This is a genomic window from Mycobacterium sp. NGS66 (assembly GCF_059812225.1).
In genome coordinates, this window is the sequence record NZ_JCALCG010000002.1 from 631027 (window position 1) to 646091 (window position 15065).

Annotated in this window: 15 protein-coding genes and 3 pseudogenes; 14 read left to right on the forward strand and 4 right to left on the reverse strand. The window is 66.0% G+C overall.

Features of this window, described 5'->3' with window-relative positions; all coding sequences use genetic code 11:
• The first annotated feature begins 130 nt into the window (after positions 1-130).
• Positions 131-640 (forward strand): MTB12 family secreted protein, encoded by a 510-nt coding sequence (locus AC5Y2L_RS07385; RefSeq protein WP_499934186.1) that lies wholly within the window; start codon positions 131-133, stop codon positions 638-640.
• Here AC5Y2L_RS07385 and AC5Y2L_RS07390 read toward each other — a convergent pair.
• From AC5Y2L_RS07390 to AC5Y2L_RS07400, 3 genes are all read right to left on the reverse strand, one after another.
• Entirely contained in the window at positions 637-1539 is a 903-nt protein-coding gene (locus tag AC5Y2L_RS07390; protein WP_499934188.1) for a sigma-70 family RNA polymerase sigma factor, read from the reverse strand. The two genes, AC5Y2L_RS07385 and AC5Y2L_RS07390, sit on opposite strands and share 4 nt — an antisense overlap.
• Positions 1536-2141 carry a carboxymuconolactone decarboxylase family protein gene (locus AC5Y2L_RS07395; RefSeq protein ID WP_499934189.1) on the reverse strand — a complete coding sequence of 202 codons (606 nt, stop codon included), beginning with the start codon at positions 2139-2141 and terminating at the stop codon, positions 1536-1538. The genes AC5Y2L_RS07390 and AC5Y2L_RS07395 overlap by 4 nt, the downstream gene beginning before the upstream one ends.
• A 79-nt stretch (positions 2142-2220) precedes the next feature.
• Positions 2221-2535: a type II toxin-antitoxin system VapB family antitoxin gene (locus tag AC5Y2L_RS07400; RefSeq protein WP_499934191.1), complete on the reverse strand. Its 315-nt coding sequence runs from the start codon at positions 2533-2535 to the stop codon at positions 2221-2223.
• 162 nt (positions 2536-2697) lie between these two features.
• Between AC5Y2L_RS07400 and hrcA the strand changes: the two genes are divergently transcribed.
• The 10 genes and pseudogenes from hrcA (at position 2698) to era (ending at position 11111) form a co-directional block, all read left to right on the forward strand.
• Positions 2698-3729 (forward strand): heat-inducible transcriptional repressor HrcA, encoded by a 1032-nt coding sequence (hrcA, locus tag AC5Y2L_RS07405; protein ID WP_499934192.1) that lies wholly within the window; start codon positions 2698-2700, stop codon positions 3727-3729.
• A gap of 72 nt (positions 3730-3801) precedes the next feature.
• Positions 3802-4950, forward strand: coding sequence for a molecular chaperone DnaJ (dnaJ, locus tag AC5Y2L_RS07410; RefSeq protein ID WP_499934194.1), 1149 nt, complete (start codon positions 3802-3804; stop codon positions 4948-4950).
• Between the two features lie 15 nt (positions 4951-4965).
• On the forward strand, positions 4966-5742 hold the full coding sequence (locus tag AC5Y2L_RS07415) for a 16S rRNA (uracil(1498)-N(3))-methyltransferase (RefSeq protein ID WP_499934196.1): 777 nt from the start codon (positions 4966-4968) through the stop codon (positions 5740-5742).
• Positions 5743-5862: 120 nt separating this feature from the next.
• Positions 5863-6582: pseudogene (locus AC5Y2L_RS07420) on the forward strand (PhoH family protein); the annotation flags it as partial.
• Positions 6583-6891: 309 nt separating this feature from the next.
• Positions 6892-7377, forward strand: a pseudogene (locus AC5Y2L_RS07425) (LAGLIDADG family homing endonuclease); the annotation flags it as partial.
• Between the two features lie 282 nt (positions 7378-7659).
• Positions 7660-7998, forward strand: a pseudogene (locus tag AC5Y2L_RS07430) (PhoH family protein); the annotation flags it as partial.
• 53 nt (positions 7999-8051) lie between these two features.
• Entirely contained in the window at positions 8052-8585 is a 534-nt protein-coding gene (ybeY, locus tag AC5Y2L_RS07435) for an rRNA maturation RNase YbeY (RefSeq protein WP_499934198.1), read from the forward strand.
• Positions 8582-9874 carry a hemolysin family protein gene (locus tag AC5Y2L_RS07440; RefSeq protein ID WP_499934200.1) on the forward strand — a complete coding sequence of 431 codons (1293 nt, stop codon included), beginning with the start codon at positions 8582-8584 and terminating at the stop codon, positions 9872-9874. Before ybeY ends, AC5Y2L_RS07440 begins: the two co-directional genes overlap by 4 nt.
• Positions 9846-10187, forward strand: coding sequence for a cytidine deaminase-like protein (locus AC5Y2L_RS07445; RefSeq protein WP_499934303.1), 342 nt, complete (start codon positions 9846-9848; stop codon positions 10185-10187). The genes AC5Y2L_RS07440 and AC5Y2L_RS07445 overlap by 29 nt, the downstream gene beginning before the upstream one ends.
• A gap of 12 nt (positions 10188-10199) precedes the next feature.
• Positions 10200-11111 (forward strand): GTPase Era, encoded by a 912-nt coding sequence (era, locus tag AC5Y2L_RS07450; RefSeq protein ID WP_499934202.1) that lies wholly within the window; start codon positions 10200-10202, stop codon positions 11109-11111.
• A gap of 90 nt (positions 11112-11201) precedes the next feature.
• Here era and AC5Y2L_RS07455 read toward each other — a convergent pair whose 3' ends face one another.
• Positions 11202-12701: an amidase gene (locus AC5Y2L_RS07455; RefSeq protein WP_499934203.1), complete on the reverse strand. Its 1500-nt coding sequence runs from the start codon at positions 12699-12701 to the stop codon at positions 11202-11204.
• Between the two features lie 61 nt (positions 12702-12762).
• On the opposite strand from AC5Y2L_RS07455, the gene recO reads away from it, so the two are divergent.
• The 3 genes from recO to AC5Y2L_RS07470 are packed head-to-tail and all read left to right on the forward strand — an operon-like array spanning position 12763 to position 14928.
• Positions 12763-13572, forward strand: a complete 810-nt coding sequence (gene recO / locus AC5Y2L_RS07460) for a DNA repair protein RecO (protein ID WP_499934205.1) — start codon at positions 12763-12765, stop codon at positions 13570-13572.
• On the forward strand, positions 13565-14455 hold the full coding sequence (locus AC5Y2L_RS07465; protein WP_499934206.1) for a decaprenyl diphosphate synthase: 891 nt from the start codon (positions 13565-13567) through the stop codon (positions 14453-14455). The genes recO and AC5Y2L_RS07465 overlap by 8 nt, the downstream gene beginning before the upstream one ends.
• Positions 14455-14928, forward strand: a complete 474-nt coding sequence (locus tag AC5Y2L_RS07470; protein ID WP_499934207.1) for a hypothetical protein — start codon at positions 14455-14457, stop codon at positions 14926-14928. The genes AC5Y2L_RS07465 and AC5Y2L_RS07470 overlap by 1 nt, the downstream gene beginning before the upstream one ends.
• Positions 14929-15065: the final 137 nt, after the last annotated feature.

Consider the following 15065-nt stretch of genomic DNA (forward strand, 5'->3'; position numbering starts at 1 on the left):
GCGTCGGGCCCGTTGCAGCCGACGTTGCAATAGCGCAACGCGACGGTACTAGGAAACAAAGGTCACACCGTGCAGAATTGCACCTCGGAACACAGGGACGTTCTGACCTAACCGAAGGGGGAACCCGACCGTGAGCACGATCAAATCAATCGCCACCGGCATGGCGGCCATAGGCGCTATCGGAGCCGCCGCCGTCGGCGTGACTTCCATCGGCTTCGTTCCGGCCAGCCCGGCTCAGGTGCAGCTGGCCGGTCTCGGCGCGCCGCTGCCGCAGGACCCGCCGCCGCCGGGGCAACTGCCGACCGCAGAACAACTGGCGACGCTGTGCACCCAGGTCACCGACCCTGGCGTGTCCTACACGACCAAGCAGAACCTGGTCGAAAACGGCATCAGCCCAGGTGAGGGCCATACTGCCGACCACGACCTGCGGAAGGCGTACCGAGACGGGAAGTTCCCGGAGACCTTCAACGTGACGAACATCGCGCCGGCGGGTCCGAACGAGGCCCAGGCCGACGTGGCGATCTCGGGCCCGAAGTTCGTCGGCCCCGTCAGCAAGCACCTGGTCTTCATCGACCAGGGTGGCAACTGGGTCCTTCAGCACGACTCCGCGATCGCGCTGATCCAGGCGGCGACCAGCTAGCCGGTTACCGCGCTCAAGTCGATCCGCGTGATGCGCCGCGGGTCGGCCAGCACGTCGATCGCCGTGATCCGGCCGGCGCGCACCACGAATCCCATGATCGCGGTCGCCCGGCCGGCGACGAAGATGACCGCGCCGGCGCTGCCGTTGATCGTTGCGGCGCGCACCTCGCGGTCGGGTCCGGCATATGCGCGTGCCAGGTTGGCGACGGCGGACGCACCTTCCGCATGGAAGACCTCGGCGGGCGGGCCGAAGTCGCCGCGCAGCACCACGTCGGGATCCAGCACGGCCACCAGCCGGTCGAAGTCGCCGGCGTGTCCGGCCGCGAAGAACGCGTCGACGACTTCGCGCTGAGAGGTGATGTCGCCGTCGGGCGTGGGTTCGGTCTGCTCGATGCGCCGCCGGGCGCGGCTGGCCAGCTTGCGGGTGGCCTCCGGTGATCGGTCGACAATCGGTGCGATCTGCTCGAACGGGACCGTGAAGACGTCGTGCAAGACGAATGCCAGCCGTTCGCTCGGCGACAGCGTCTCCAGCACCACGTAAAGCGCCATGCCCACCGCATCGGCCAGCATCGCGCGGTGTTCGGGATCGAATTCCCCGTCGGCGTCCACGATCGGGTCCGGCAGCCGGGCGACGAGTTGCTCCGGGGTGTGGTTACGTCGCTCGCGCAACGTGTTCAGGCAGATGCGGGCGACCACGGTGGTCAGCCAGGCATCAAGGTTGTCGATCTCGTCGATGTCGGGGGTCCGGCTCAGCCGCAGCCATGCTTCCTGCACGGCGTCCTCGGCGTCGTCGATCGAACCGAGCATCCGGTAAGCGATGGCGCCCAGCTGCGGTCGGGCGGCCTGGAATCGCGCCGCCAGCGCCGCTGCCGAGTTCTCTCGGGTCTTGCCGACGGTCATGCCCGGCTCGTGTCGGGCAACGCACATACCCGGCCGTCAGAGAAGCCGGACGACCCGATGCCGAGCGCCACGTTGAAGCGGCCCCGAAGGTTGCCCAGCGTGATCACGTGGGTGAGTGCCACCAACGCGGCGGTGTCGAAGTGTCTGCGCAGGGCGTCGAAAAGTTCGTCGCTCACCTCTACCGGCGTGCGGCTGACCGCGGTGGCGTAATCCAGGATCAGCTTGTCGACCTCGGAGAAACACGTCGCGTTGCGGTAATCGGACAAGGCCAGCAATTCCTCGTCGCTGATCCCCCAGGAGCGGGCGATCTGCGAACCGAGGTCGATGCAGTACTCGCAGCGCACCACGGTGGCCGACTTCAACTCGGCCAGCGCGCGGTGGCGCGGACTGAGCACATCCAGCTTGGACTCGGCCTGCTCGAGCCTGCCGTAGGCGTTGAGCAGCCGGGGAATATGCGCGTACATCCGCAGCGGTTCGAGCATTTCAGGGCTATCCAATGGTGCCAGTCCAGCCATTTTTGCCAGCTTTCGCTTGGTGAAGAAGAAGGCGATCTTGGCGCTCAGGCCGGCGTCGCGGTCCGAGATTCCGTTGAGTCGGGGCATGAGGTCCTCCGGGGTAGGGCGTTGGGTGGTTCTCTTTAAGTCGACACCCGGCGCTACCCAAACGTGACCGGCACCGGGGTCAGGTCTGCGCCCCCAGCGGGAGATCCATGTCGAAGACGCGGGCATGCAGCACGGTGCGATTGCGCAGCGCCGCGCGTACGGCGCGGTGCAGGCCGTCCTCGAGATACGTGATGCCCCGCCATCGCACGGCGTGCGGGAACAGGTCGCCGTAGAACGTGGAGTCCTCGGAGAGCAACCGGTCCAGGGCAAGCACCGTGGTGGTGGTCACCAATTCGTCGAGCCGGATCTGCTGTGGCGGGATCTGCGCCCAGTCTCGGTAGGACAGCCCATGCTCGGGGTAGGGCTTGCCGTCCCGCACGCCCTTGAAGATCATTCGCGGATCGTAGCTGTAAACCCGCGCCGCGGCGAACAGACACAAAGGCCTCCAGATAGCTGCCCGGTGGACCGCTGGCGAGGTCGAATGCCTTCTTGACCGTAAAATGGACCGGATCTAACAGATGTCGATCTACCAGGTGTCGATGGAGGGGAGGAGCCGATGGGAAGCGCTGACGACCGTCGCTTCGAGGTGCTGCGCGCCATCGTCGCCGACTTCGTCGCCACCAAGGAGCCGATCGGGTCCAAGACGCTGGTGGAACGGCACAACCTGGGCGTGTCCAGCGCCACCATCCGCAACGACATGGCCGTGTTAGAGGCCGAGGGGTACATCACCCAGCCGCATACCAGCTCGGGACGAGTGCCTACCGAGAAGGGCTACCGCGAGTTCGTCGACCGCCTCGACGACGTGAAGCCGCTGTCAGCGGCCGAGCGGCGCGCGATACAAAGTTTCCTGGAATCCGGGGTCGACCTCGACGACGTGCTGCGCCGGGCGGTCCGGCTGCTGGCCCAACTGACCCGTCAGGTGGCCGTTGTCCAATACCCGACGTTGTCCACGTCGACCGTTCGGCACCTGGAAGTGATCGCGCTGACGCCGGCCCGCCTGTTGATGGTGGTCATCACCGATTCCGGCCGGGTGGACCAGCGCATCGTCGAGCTCGGCGACGTGATCGACGATCACCAGCTCTCCCAGCTGCGGGAAATGCTCGGCCAGGCCCTGGACGGCAAGAAGCTCTCGGCGGCGTCGGTGGCCGTTGCCGACCTGGCGGCGCAGCTGCAAGGAGCGGGCACGCTGGGCGATGCCGTCGGGCGAGCGGCCACGGTCTTGCTGGAGTCGCTGGTGGAGCACACCGAAGAACGCCTGGTGATGGGCGGCACCGCCAACTTGACCCGCAACGCCGCCGACTTCGGTGGCTCCTTGCGGTCGATCCTGGAAGCGCTCGAGGAACAGGTGGTGGTGCTGCGACTGCTGGCGGCCCAGCAGGAGGCCGGTAAGGTCACCGTCCGTATCGGTCATGAGACGGCGGTCGAGCAGATGGCCTGCACCTCGATGGTGACCACCGCCTACGGCACCTCCGACACCGTGTATGGCGGCATGGGCGTGCTGGGGCCCACCCGGATGGACTATCCGGGAACTATTGCCAGTGTTGCTGCGGTTGCTCTTTATATTGGCGAAGTTCTGGGTGCCCGATGATCGCGCACCCGGTGCAAGATTTGTGGACGGCCGCGTGACGCGGCATCAGACCCCCGCATAGGAGAATCAGGCGTGGCACGCGACTACTACGGGCTGCTCGGCGTAAGCAGGAACGCCACCGACGCCGAGATCAAGCGCGCCTATCGCAAGCTGGCGCGTGAACTACATCCCGACGTCAACCCCGACGAGGCCGCGCAGGCGAAATTCAAGGAAATCAGCGCCGCCTACGAGGTGCTCAGTGACCCGGAGAAACGCCGGATCGTCGATCTGGGCGGCGATCCGTTGGAAAGCGCCGGCGTCTCGGCCGGAGGGTTCGGCGGCTTCGGCGGCCTGGGCGACGTTTTCGAGGCATTCTTCGGCGGGGGGTTCGGCGGAAGTTCGGCATCCCGCGGTCCGATCGGCCGGGTTCGGCCGGGTTCGGACTCGCTGCTGCGGATGCGCCTCGACCTCGAGGAATGCGCGACCGGGGTCACCAAGCAGGTCACCGTGGACACCGCCGTGTTGTGCGACCGGTGTCACGGCAAGGGCACCAACGGCGATTCGGCGCCGATACCCTGCGACACCTGTGGTGGACGCGGGGAGGTGCAGACGGTGCAACGGTCGCTGCTGGGCCAGGTGATGACGTCGCGGCCCTGCCCCACCTGCCGCGGCGTCGGGGTGGTGATTCCCGACCCGTGCCACCAATGCTTCGGCGACGGGCGGGTGCGGGCCCGTCGGGAAATCAGCGTCAAAATTCCCGCGGGGGTCGGCGACGGCATGCGGGTGCGGTTGGCTGCGCAGGGCGAGGTGGGGCCCGGCGGAGGACCGGCGGGTGATTTGTACGTCGAGGTTCACGAGCAGCCGCACGACATCTTCGTACGCGACGGCAACGACCTGCACTGCACGGTGTCGGTACCGATGGTGGACGCCGCGCTGGGCGTCACGATCACCGTCGACGCCATCCTGGACGGAATGAGCGAAATCACGATTCCGCCTGGGACGCAACCGGGTTCGGTCATCACGCTGCGTGGGCACGGCATGCCGCTGTTGCGTTCCAGCGCACGGGGCGATTTGCACGTGCACGTCGAGGTGGTGGTCCCCAGCAGGCTGGATCACCACGAGGCCGAACTGCTGCGCGAGCTCAAGCGCCGGCGCAGCCGTGACGTGGCGGAGGTCCGGTCCACTCACAACGGCAGCGGCGGGCTGTTCAGCCGGCTACGCGAGACCTTCAGCGGCCGCTAGTTTTCCGAGCCGCTGATGGTGGCGACGCTGTTCTACATCGATGCACTGCCCGAAGTCGGCGCCCTGGCGGTCTTAGCCGACGACGAGGGGTTCCACGCCGCCATGGTGCGCCGAATCCGTCCCGGCGAGCAGCTGGTGCTCGGCGACGGCGCGGGCAGCCTGGCACGCTGCGAAGTGGAGCGGGCCGGACGCGACGGGTTGGCTGCCCGGGTTCTGCAGCGCTGGAGTGTCCCATCCGGGCAGCCGCCGGTGACGGTGGTGCAGGCGCTGCCCAAATCCGAGCGTTCGGAGTTGGCGATCGAGCTGGCCACCGAGGCCGGTGCCGACGCGTTTCTGGCCTGGCAGGCGGCACGTTGTGTGGCCAAGTGGGACGGCGCCAAGGTGGACAAGGGTCTGCGCCGATGGCGCTCAGTGGCCCGCTCGGCGGCCCGGCAATCCCGACGCGCGTACATCCCGCCCGTCGACGGCTTGCTGTCCACCGCGGCGTTGATCGAGCGGGTCCGCGACGAGGTGGCCGGTGGCGCCGCGGTGCTCGTCCTGCACGAGTCGGCGTCCGAACTGCTCCCTGACGTGTTTACGAATACCACTGTGGCACAGGCGAACTCAGTGATCCTGGTGATCGGCCCGGAGGGCGGCATCGCACCCGAAGAGGTCGCCGCATTGACCGGAGCCGGCGCCGTCACGGCCCGGCTGGGTCCCACCGTACTGCGGACGTCGACCGCAGCCGCGGTGGCATTGGGCGCGCTGGGCGTGCTGACGCCGCGCTGGGAATCGGATGCGTCGAGGCTGTAAGTTTGCAGCCCGCTACTCGTAGTTTCCCTGCAAAGTTACAGCCTCGACGAAGCCCGGGCGTAAACTAAAAGCCGCTGAGCAAACCCTGACAAGCCCCAGAAGGCAGGCATCGGAAACCACGTGACGCCCCGCGAGACCAGCGCTGCTGACGCAGCCGGAGCCCGGCAGGCCGACGCTCAAGTTCGCAGCAGTATCGATGTTCCGCCCGATCTGGTCGTGGGTTTGCTGGGCTCCTCAGACGAGAATCTGCGCGCGCTCGAACGTACGCTCAACGCCGATCTGCATGTGCGAGGCAACGCCGTCACCCTGTCCGGAGAGGCGGCCGACGTGGCCCTTGCCGAGCGGGCGATCACCGAGCTGGTCGCCATCGTGGCCGCGGGTCAACCGTTGACACCCGAGGTCGTGCGCCACAGCGTCGCCATGCTGCTGGGCACCGGTAACGAGTCACCGGCCGAAGTCCTGACACTGGACATCCTGTCGCGCCGCGGTAAGACGATCCGGCCCAAGACGCTCAACCAGAAGCGTTACGTCGACGCCATCGACGCCAATACCATCGTCTTCGGCGTCGGCCCGGCCGGTACCGGGAAGACGTATCTGGCGATGGCCAAGGCGGTCAACGCGCTGCAGACCAAGCAGGTGACGCGGATCATCCTGACTCGTCCTGCGGTGGAAGCCGGTGAGCGCCTTGGCTTTCTGCCGGGCACGCTGAGCGAGAAGATCGACCCGTATCTGCGGCCGCTGTATGACGCACTGTACGACATGATGGACCCCGAGCTGATCCCAAAACTGATGTCCGCCGGGGTAATTGAAGTCGCGCCGTTGGCATATATGCGGGGTAGGGCGCAGCCCGTATCGACGAAGGTGTTGACCCCCAACGGTTTTCGACCCATCGGTAAACTTCAAGTCGGTGACTTCGTTATCGGTTCAGACGGGCGTCCGACGGAAGTTCTAGGGGTTTATCCGCAGGGCTTCAAAGAGATTTATCGCGTTTCAGCGCAGGACGGTTCGTCGACGCTTGCGTCCGGTGACCACCTTTGGTCGGTGTATACGCGTAGTGATCGCAGGCTTGGAAAACCGCCTCGGGTGTTGCAGACCAAGGAAATGATCGGCAACCTGCGCGCTGCGCACTACCACCGCTACGAGTTGCCAATGCTGAGCGGACCAGTGCAATTCGACTCGCGGCCGGTGCCTCTCGAGCCATACGCCCTTGGATTGCTGCTGGGCGATGGATGTCTCACCTGTTCGACTACCCCCAGCTTCGCGACGGCCGATCCTGAATTGGCTCAGTCGCTAGGGCGGCTGATCCCCGGAATCCAAGTGCGGCGGAAATCGGACGTCGACTACATCCTGAACCGGATTACTCGTCCCGGCGAGGTCATCACGATTGCCAACCCGGTCACGAGTGCACTTCGGCAGTTAGGCCTGGCAGGTACGCGATCGTCGACCAAGTTCATTCCGGAGGACTACCTTTTCAATTCGCCCGATGTACGACTCGCGGTCCTGCAGGGTCTGCTCGATGCCGACGGTGGTCCGGTGACCCAACGTGGGCGCACGTGTCGCATTCAATTCACTACGGTCTCCAACCGGCTGCGTGATGACGTGGTGTTCCTGGTGCAGTCGCTCGGTGGGGTCGTATACCACCGCACCAGGGCGGCATTGGGCCGCGAGCCGGGACTAGCGCGCGGTCGGGCCGTGCACCACCGATCAGACGCACACCTCCTCGACATTCGTTTGCCAGCTGGAGTCGTCCCGTTCCGGCTCGCGCGCAAGGCCGCGAGGTACGACGCAACCGGTGGCGGTCGGGTAATGCGTTTCGTCGATCGAATCGACCCAGCGGGCACCGAGGAAGCGGTGTGTATTCAGGTCGCGGCCGCCGACTCGCTGTATGTCACCGAAGATTTCCTGCTGACACACAACACGTTGAATGACGCTTTCATCGTCCTAGACGAGGCGCAGAACACCACCGCCGAGCAAATGAAAATGTTCCTCACCCGCTTGGGCTTCGGCTCGAAGGTCGTCGTGACCGGCGATGTCACGCAGGTCGATCTTCCCGGTGGCGCCAGATCCGGTTTGCGTTCGGCAATCGACATTTTGGACAGCGTCGACGATATCCACATCGCCGAGCTGACCAGCGTGGACGTGGTACGTCATCGGCTCGTGTCAGAGATCGTCGACGCCTACGCGAAGTACGAGGAACCCGGCTCGGGTATGAATCGGGCGGCTCGGCGCGCATCCGGCATCCGCAGTCGCCGATGATGGTGTCATGACGACCGACCCAGCCAACCGATGAGCCAACCGATGAGCATCTTATGAGCATCGAAGTATCCAACGAGTCGGGCGTTGACGTCTCGGAAGCCGAATTGGTCAGCGTCGCGCGGTTTGTCATCGCCAAGATGGATGTCAATCCAGCCGCCGAGCTGTCGATGCTGTTGCTGGACAGCGCCGCGATGGCCGACCTGCACATGCGTTGGATGGACTTACCCGGGCCGACGGACGTGATGAGCTTCCCGATGGACGAGCTCGAACCGGGTGGTCGGCCCGACGCTCCCGAGCCGGGGCCGGCGATGCTCGGCGACATCGTGCTTTGTCCGGAGTTCGCCGCCGAGCAGGCGCTGGCCGCGGGGCACAGCCTTGGACATGAGTTGGCGCTGTTGACGATCCACGGTGTGCTTCATCTGCTCGGCTACGACCACGCCGAGCCGGACGAGGAAAAGGAGATGTTCGCCCTGCAGGAGCGGCTGCTCGAAGAGTGGGTCGCTGACCAGGTCGAGGCCTACCAGCACGACCGCCAAGAGGAGCGGGACCGCCGATTGCTGGACAAGTCAAGGTATTTCGACAGTTGACCGGTTGGCTCCAGCTGCTGGGCGCTCTCGCGCTCATTTGTCTCAGTGGGCTTTTTGCAGCGATCGACGCCGCCGTGAGCACCGTCTCGCTGGCCCGGGTGCAGGAATTGGTGCGCGACAAGCGGCCCGGCGCAGTTGCCCTGTCCAAGGTGATGGCCGATCGGCCCCGCTACATCAATCTGGTGGTGCTGCTGCGTATTACCTGCGAAATCAACGCGACCGTACTGCTGGTGGTCTTTCTCTATGACAACTTCGGCCTGCACTGGGGCTTGTTCACCGCCGCCGTCACCATGGTGCTGGTCAACTTCGTGGTGATCGGAGTGGGCCCGCGCACCCTCGGCCGCCAGCACGCGTACTCCATCTCATTGGCGACTGCCCTTCCGCTGCAGGCGATCTCGTGGCTGTTGATGCCGATCAGCCGGTTGCTGGTGGTGGTGGGTAACGCGCTCACCCCGGGCCCGGGTCTGCGTAACGGGCCATTCGCATCCGAGATCGAGCTGCGAGAAGTCGTCGACCTGGCCCAGCAACGCGGCGTGGTCGCCGCCGACGAGCGCCGAATGATCCAGTCCGTCTTTGAACTCGGCGACACCCCAGCCCGGGAGGTGATGGTGCCCAGGACGGAGATGGTGTGGATCGAAAGTGACGCGTCGGCCGGCGACGCCACCGCGTTGGCGGTCCGAAGTGGGCACTCCCGCATCCCGGTGATCGGTGAGAACGTCGACGACATCGTCGGTGTCGTCTACCTCAAAGACCTTGTCGCGAAGTCCTTTTTGGCGCCCGACGAGGGCCGCGACACCACCGTGGCGCAGGTGATGCGCCCGGCGGTATTCGTGCCGGACTCCAAGCCGATCGACGCGCTGCTGCGTGAGATGCAGCGCGACCGCAACCACATGGCGTTACTGGTCGACGAATACGGCGCAATTGCGGGGCTGGTGAGCATCGAAGACGTGCTGGAGGAAATCGTTGGCGAGATCGCCGACGAGTACGATGACGCCGAGACGGCGCCGGTGGAAGCCTTGGGAGACAACCATTTCCGCGTATCGGCGCGGCTGCCGATCGAAGACTTAGGCGAGCTGTACGGCATGGAGTTCGACGAGGATCTCGACGTCGACACGGTGGGCGGTCTGCTGGCCTTGGAATTGGGCCGGGTCCCGCTGCCCGGTGCAGAGGTGATATCCCACGGTCTGCGACTCCATGCCGAGGGTGGCCCCGACCATCGAGGACGCGTACGCGTCGGCACCGTCCTGCTGAGCCCGGCCGATTCAGAGGAGAACGCACACGATGGCTGAGTCACTGGATGCCGAAGACGCCAAGCTGGTAACGCTGGCGCGATCCGCGATGGCTCGCGCCGAATCCGGCAGCGGCGCCGCCGTGCGCGATGCCGATGGGCGCAGCTATGCAGCCGCGGCGGTGAACTTGTCGACACTAAAGCTGACAGGCTTGCAGGCGGCGGTGGCGGCGGCAGTATCAAGCGGGGTCAAAGCGCTCGACACGGTGGTTCTGGTTGCCGGGTCCGCCGACGACCCCGGCATCGCCGCGGTACGCGAGCTGTCGCCGACGGCGTCGGTGATCATCACCGATCAGGCCGGAAACCCGCTGTGACCCGTCGGCGACATGGCTGAATTCCGTTCCGGCTTCGTGTGTTTGGTCGGCAGGCCGAACACCGGCAAGTCGACGCTGACGAATGCGTTGGTGGGCGCCAAGGTCGCGATCACCTCGACCAAGCCGCAGACCACCCGGCACACCATTCGCGGGATCGTGCACCGCAGCGAGGAATTTCAGATCGTCCTGGTCGACACTCCGGGTCTGCACCGGCCGCGGACCCTGCTGGGCAAGAGGCTCAACGACCTGGTCCGTGACACCTATGCCGAGGTCGACGTCATCGGGTTGTGCATCCCGGCCGACGAGGCCATCGGCCCGGGAGACCGGTGGATCGTCGAGCAGATCCGAGCGATCGCACCGAACACGACCCTCGTCATGATCGTCACCAAGATCGACAAAGTGTCCAAGGATCGGGTGGCCGCGCAGCTCGTTGCGGCCAGCGAACTGGCAGCAGGCCTGCCCAATCCCGCAGAGATCGTCCCGGTGTCGGCGGTGAGCGGTGAGCAGATCGACGTGCTGATCGACGTGCTGGCCGCGGCGCTGCCCGCCGGCCCGGCGTACTACCCCGACGGTGAGCTTACCGATGAGCCCGAGGAGATGCTGATGGCCGAGCTCATCCGCGAGGCCGCCCTGGAAGGGGTGCGCGACGAGCTACCGCATTCATTGGCCGTGGTGATCGACGAGGTCAGCCAACGGGACGGGCGAGACGACCTCACCGATGTGTATGCGGTGCTCTACGTCGAACGACCCAGCCAAAAGGGGATCGTCATCGGTAAGGGTGGAGCCCGGCTACGTGAGGTGGGGACCGCCGCGCGCACCCAAATCGAGAAGCTGCTGGGCACCAAGATCTATCTCGACCTGCGCGTCAAGGTCGCCAAGAACTGGCAGCAAGATCCCAAACAGCTTGGCCGGCTTGGCTTTTGACTTGGCGGTCAGTACGACGTCGCCGAGCGTGTTCTGAGCGCGAGGAATTGGGCCAGATTTTCGCAGTGGTTACAAACTCGGCGAGATCCGCTAAGGCACGACGGGCGGCGCGCCATCCATCGGCGGGGTGTTTATATGCGAGTCCCACCACATATTCGGCTGCTTGTTTGCCCAGCCGCAGATGGCTTCCAGCTCGGCGGCCAGCGATATCAGCAGGCCCTCGCTGTTGGCCGGGCCCATCAGCTGCACACCGATCGGTAGTCCGTCGGAGGTGAACCCGGCCGGCACATTGATTGATGGCCAGCCCAACACGTTCCATGGCCAGGTCAACGGGCAAGCGGCGATCATCGCGCGATCGGTGCCAAAGCCAGTGAGCCGGTCGAACGAGCGCGCCAACGGCGGTGGCTGCGCGGTGGTCGGCGCCAGTACCACGTCGACGATGTCGAAGATCGAGCCGACCCGGCGCTGTTCGGCGGCTTCGTGCCGGCGGGCGCTGCGCAGGATCGCTTGACCCAGCACGCGGCCGGTACGCAGGTTGGCCAGGGTGCGGGGGTCCCAGTTGACCTGGTCGCCCAGCCGCTCCTCCCATTCGACGAGGCCCGCGGTGGACCGGGCGAGGAAGTCCCACGACAAACGCAGGCCATAGTCCGGGTTGCCGGACACCACAGAGTGGCCGAGCAACTCGAGCTGTTTGGCGACCCGTCGGGTCGCCGCCAGGATCTCCGGATGCAACTTGGCCCGAAAAGCGGTGTACGGGAACCGGGTTGACAACGCGATGTTCAGCGGGCCGGGCGCGTTACCAACGTAGTCGGACGCGGTCAGCGGCGGCGGCTTGTGCAGATCGCCCTCGACGTTGCCGGAGGCGGCGTCGAGCACCAGCGCCGCGTCGGCCACCGTGCGGGCCAGCACACCGTTGACGGTGATGCCGTTGAACGCTTCCGGCAACGGCCAGGTTGAGATTCGGCCGCGCTGGGGCTTGATGCCGACCAGGTGGGTCCAGGCGGCGGGGATGCGCACGCTGCCGGCCCCGTCGGAGCCGATGGCAGCCGTTACCAGGCCGGCGGCCACGGCGGCGGCGCTCCCGCCCGACGATCCGCCCGGGGTGTGCCGACGCGACCACGGATTGCGGGTGTGTCCGAATCCGGGACCGCTGGTGAACGGCCACTGGCCCAGTTCGCAGGTGTTGGTCTTGCCGACGATCACGGCACCGGCGACCTTCAGCCGGCGAACCACCTCCGAGTCCTGGGTGGCGGGCCGAATGTGGCCTTCGGTGCCGAAGGCGGTCGGCACTCCAGCAACGTCCACGTCGTCTTTGACGGCAATCGGGATGCCCAGCAGCGGCGCGGTGTCTCCGGCGGCCCTGCGCCGGTCTGCCTCCGCGGCGTCGGCCAGCGCGGATTCGGTCAAAACCACGCGAAAGGCGTTCAACGTGTGCTGGCTCATGTTGATGGCGTGCAGTGAACGCCGGACCAGTTCTTCGGAGGTCACCGAGCGGGCGGCCAGCTGGTAGAGCAGGTCGGTCAGGGTGGGCAGGCGCTGGTAGCTGGATCCGGAAGCGGACCCGGAAACGGAGCCGGTAGCGCCAATCACGGGGTAGAAGACTATCGGCGCGGATACCCGCGATGTCGCGGGGTGGTGCGAAAATGTCGGGATGCGGCTGTATCGAGACCGGGCTGTTGTGCTGCGTCAGCACAAGCTTGGCGAAGCCGACCGAATCGTCACCTTGTTGACCCGCGATCACGGGTTGGTTCGAGCGGTGGCCAAGGGCGTCCGGCGCACGCGCAGCAAATTCGGCGCCCGGCTGGAGCCGTTCGCGCACATCGACGCGCAACTGCATGCCGGCCGCAACCTCGACATCGTCACCCAGGTCATCTCGATTGACGCGTTCGCCACCGACATCGTCAGCGACTATGCCCGGTACACCTGCGGGTGCGCGATGCTGGAAACCGCCGAACGCCTGGCCGGTGAGGAGCGGGCGCCGGCCCCGGCCCTGCACCGGCTCACGGTGAGCGCCTTGCGGGCGGTGGCTGACGGAAGCCGGCCCCGCGAGCTGTTGTTGGACGCCTATCTGCTGCGGGCGATGGGCATCGCCGGCTGGGCGCCGGCGCTGACCGAGTGCGCTCGCTGTGCCACACCCGGCCCACATCGGGCGTTTCACATCGCCGCCGGGGGCAGCGTTTGCGGGCACTGCCGCCCGGCCGGTTCGACGACACCGCCGCCGGGCGTGCTGGAGCTGATGTCCGCGCTCTACGACGGTGATTGGGAGGCCGCCGGACGGGCACCGCAATCTCACCGTGGCCACGCCAGCGGGTTGGTGGCCGCGCACCTGCAATGGCATCTGGAACGGCAGCTCAAAACACTGCCGTTGGTGGAACGGACGTATCAGGTGGATCGCACCATCGCCGATCGGCGCGCGGCCCGGGACGGGCGAGACGTCGGATGGGATATGGCCTGTGGCTAGGAGCGCGCGCAAGCTGACCTCGAGCGATTTTCCGCAGCTGCCCCCGGCCCCCGACGACTATCCGACCTTTCCCGACAAGTCGACCTGGCCGGTGCTGTTCCCAGCGCTGCCGCCGTCCCCCGGTGGCGGTCCAAGCCGGCCGCCGCAACATCCGTCGAAGGCCGCCGCGCCGCGGATTCCGCGGGACCGGCTACCGGGCCATGTGGCCATTGTGATGGACGGCAACGGCAGGTGGGCCACCCAACGGGGCATGCCGCGCACCGAGGGGCACAAGGCGGGCGAGGCGGTCGTGATCGACATTGTCTGCGGCGCAATCGAACTCGGGATCAGATGGCTCAGCCTGTACGCGTTCTCCACGGAGAACTGGAAGCGCTCGCCCGAGGAAGTCCGCTTTTTGATGGGTTTCAACCGCGACGTCGTGCGCATGCGCCGCGTCAACCTCAACACGCTCGGGGTCCGGATTCGGTGGGTGGGGTCGCGGCCGCGTCTGTGGCGCAGTGTCATCAAGGAATTGGCGATCGCGGAGGAGATGACGAAAAACAACGACGTCATCACCGTCAACTACTGCGTGAACTACGGCGGCCGCACCGAAATAGCCGAAGCCGCAAAGGATATCGCCCGGTTGGTCGAGTTGGGCAAGCTGAGTTCGGACCGGATCACCGAGTCGACCATCGCTCGTCACCTGCAATGGCCCGACATCCCTGATGTGGATCTACTGCTGCGAACCTCCGGCGAGCAGCGGTCCAGCAACTTCATGTTGTGGCAGGCGGCATACGCTGAATACATATTCCAGGACAAGTTGTGGCCCGACTACGACCGCCGGGATCTCTGGGCTGCCTGCGAGGAGTACGCATCCCGCAACCGACGGTTCGGCAGCGCGTAGTGGGGACGGAAAGCGCGGCGGAGCCGGGCGCAGCGGGTCCGCACGAGGACCCAAAGCCCTCCCTGCAGGAGCGCCTGGCATCCATCCTCCGCGACGTCGTGCCCGTCGACGAAGAACCCGACGGCGGATTGACGGTCCGCCATGACGGCACTCTTGCGTCGTTGCGGGTGGTGAACATCGTGGAAGGCCTTGACCTGGTGTCGCTGACGCAGGTGCTGGCGTGGGACCTGCCGTTGACCAAGAAGCTCCGGGACCTGGTGGCCAAACAGGCGCGCGACTGCAACCTCGGCACGGTGACTCTGATGGAGAAGGTCAATTCCGGTAAGAGTGCCGGCAAGCTCGCCGATGTGATGCTGCGGTACAACTTTCCCGGCGCGGGCTTGACCGACGACGCGCTGCGCACGCTGATTCTGCTGGTGCTCGACACCGGCGGTCAGCTGCGCCGGGCGCTGACCTCCGAAGAACACCGCTGACTGATCGGCGAAACCGGTTGCAGCCGAACCGATGTGGTGGTTGCGTAGCGGCGAGCGCAGCAGGTCTTCTTGATAGCGAGCCGAGCGGGTGGAGTCGACGAGCGAGTGTAGCACATGTGTTACATATGCTACACTCG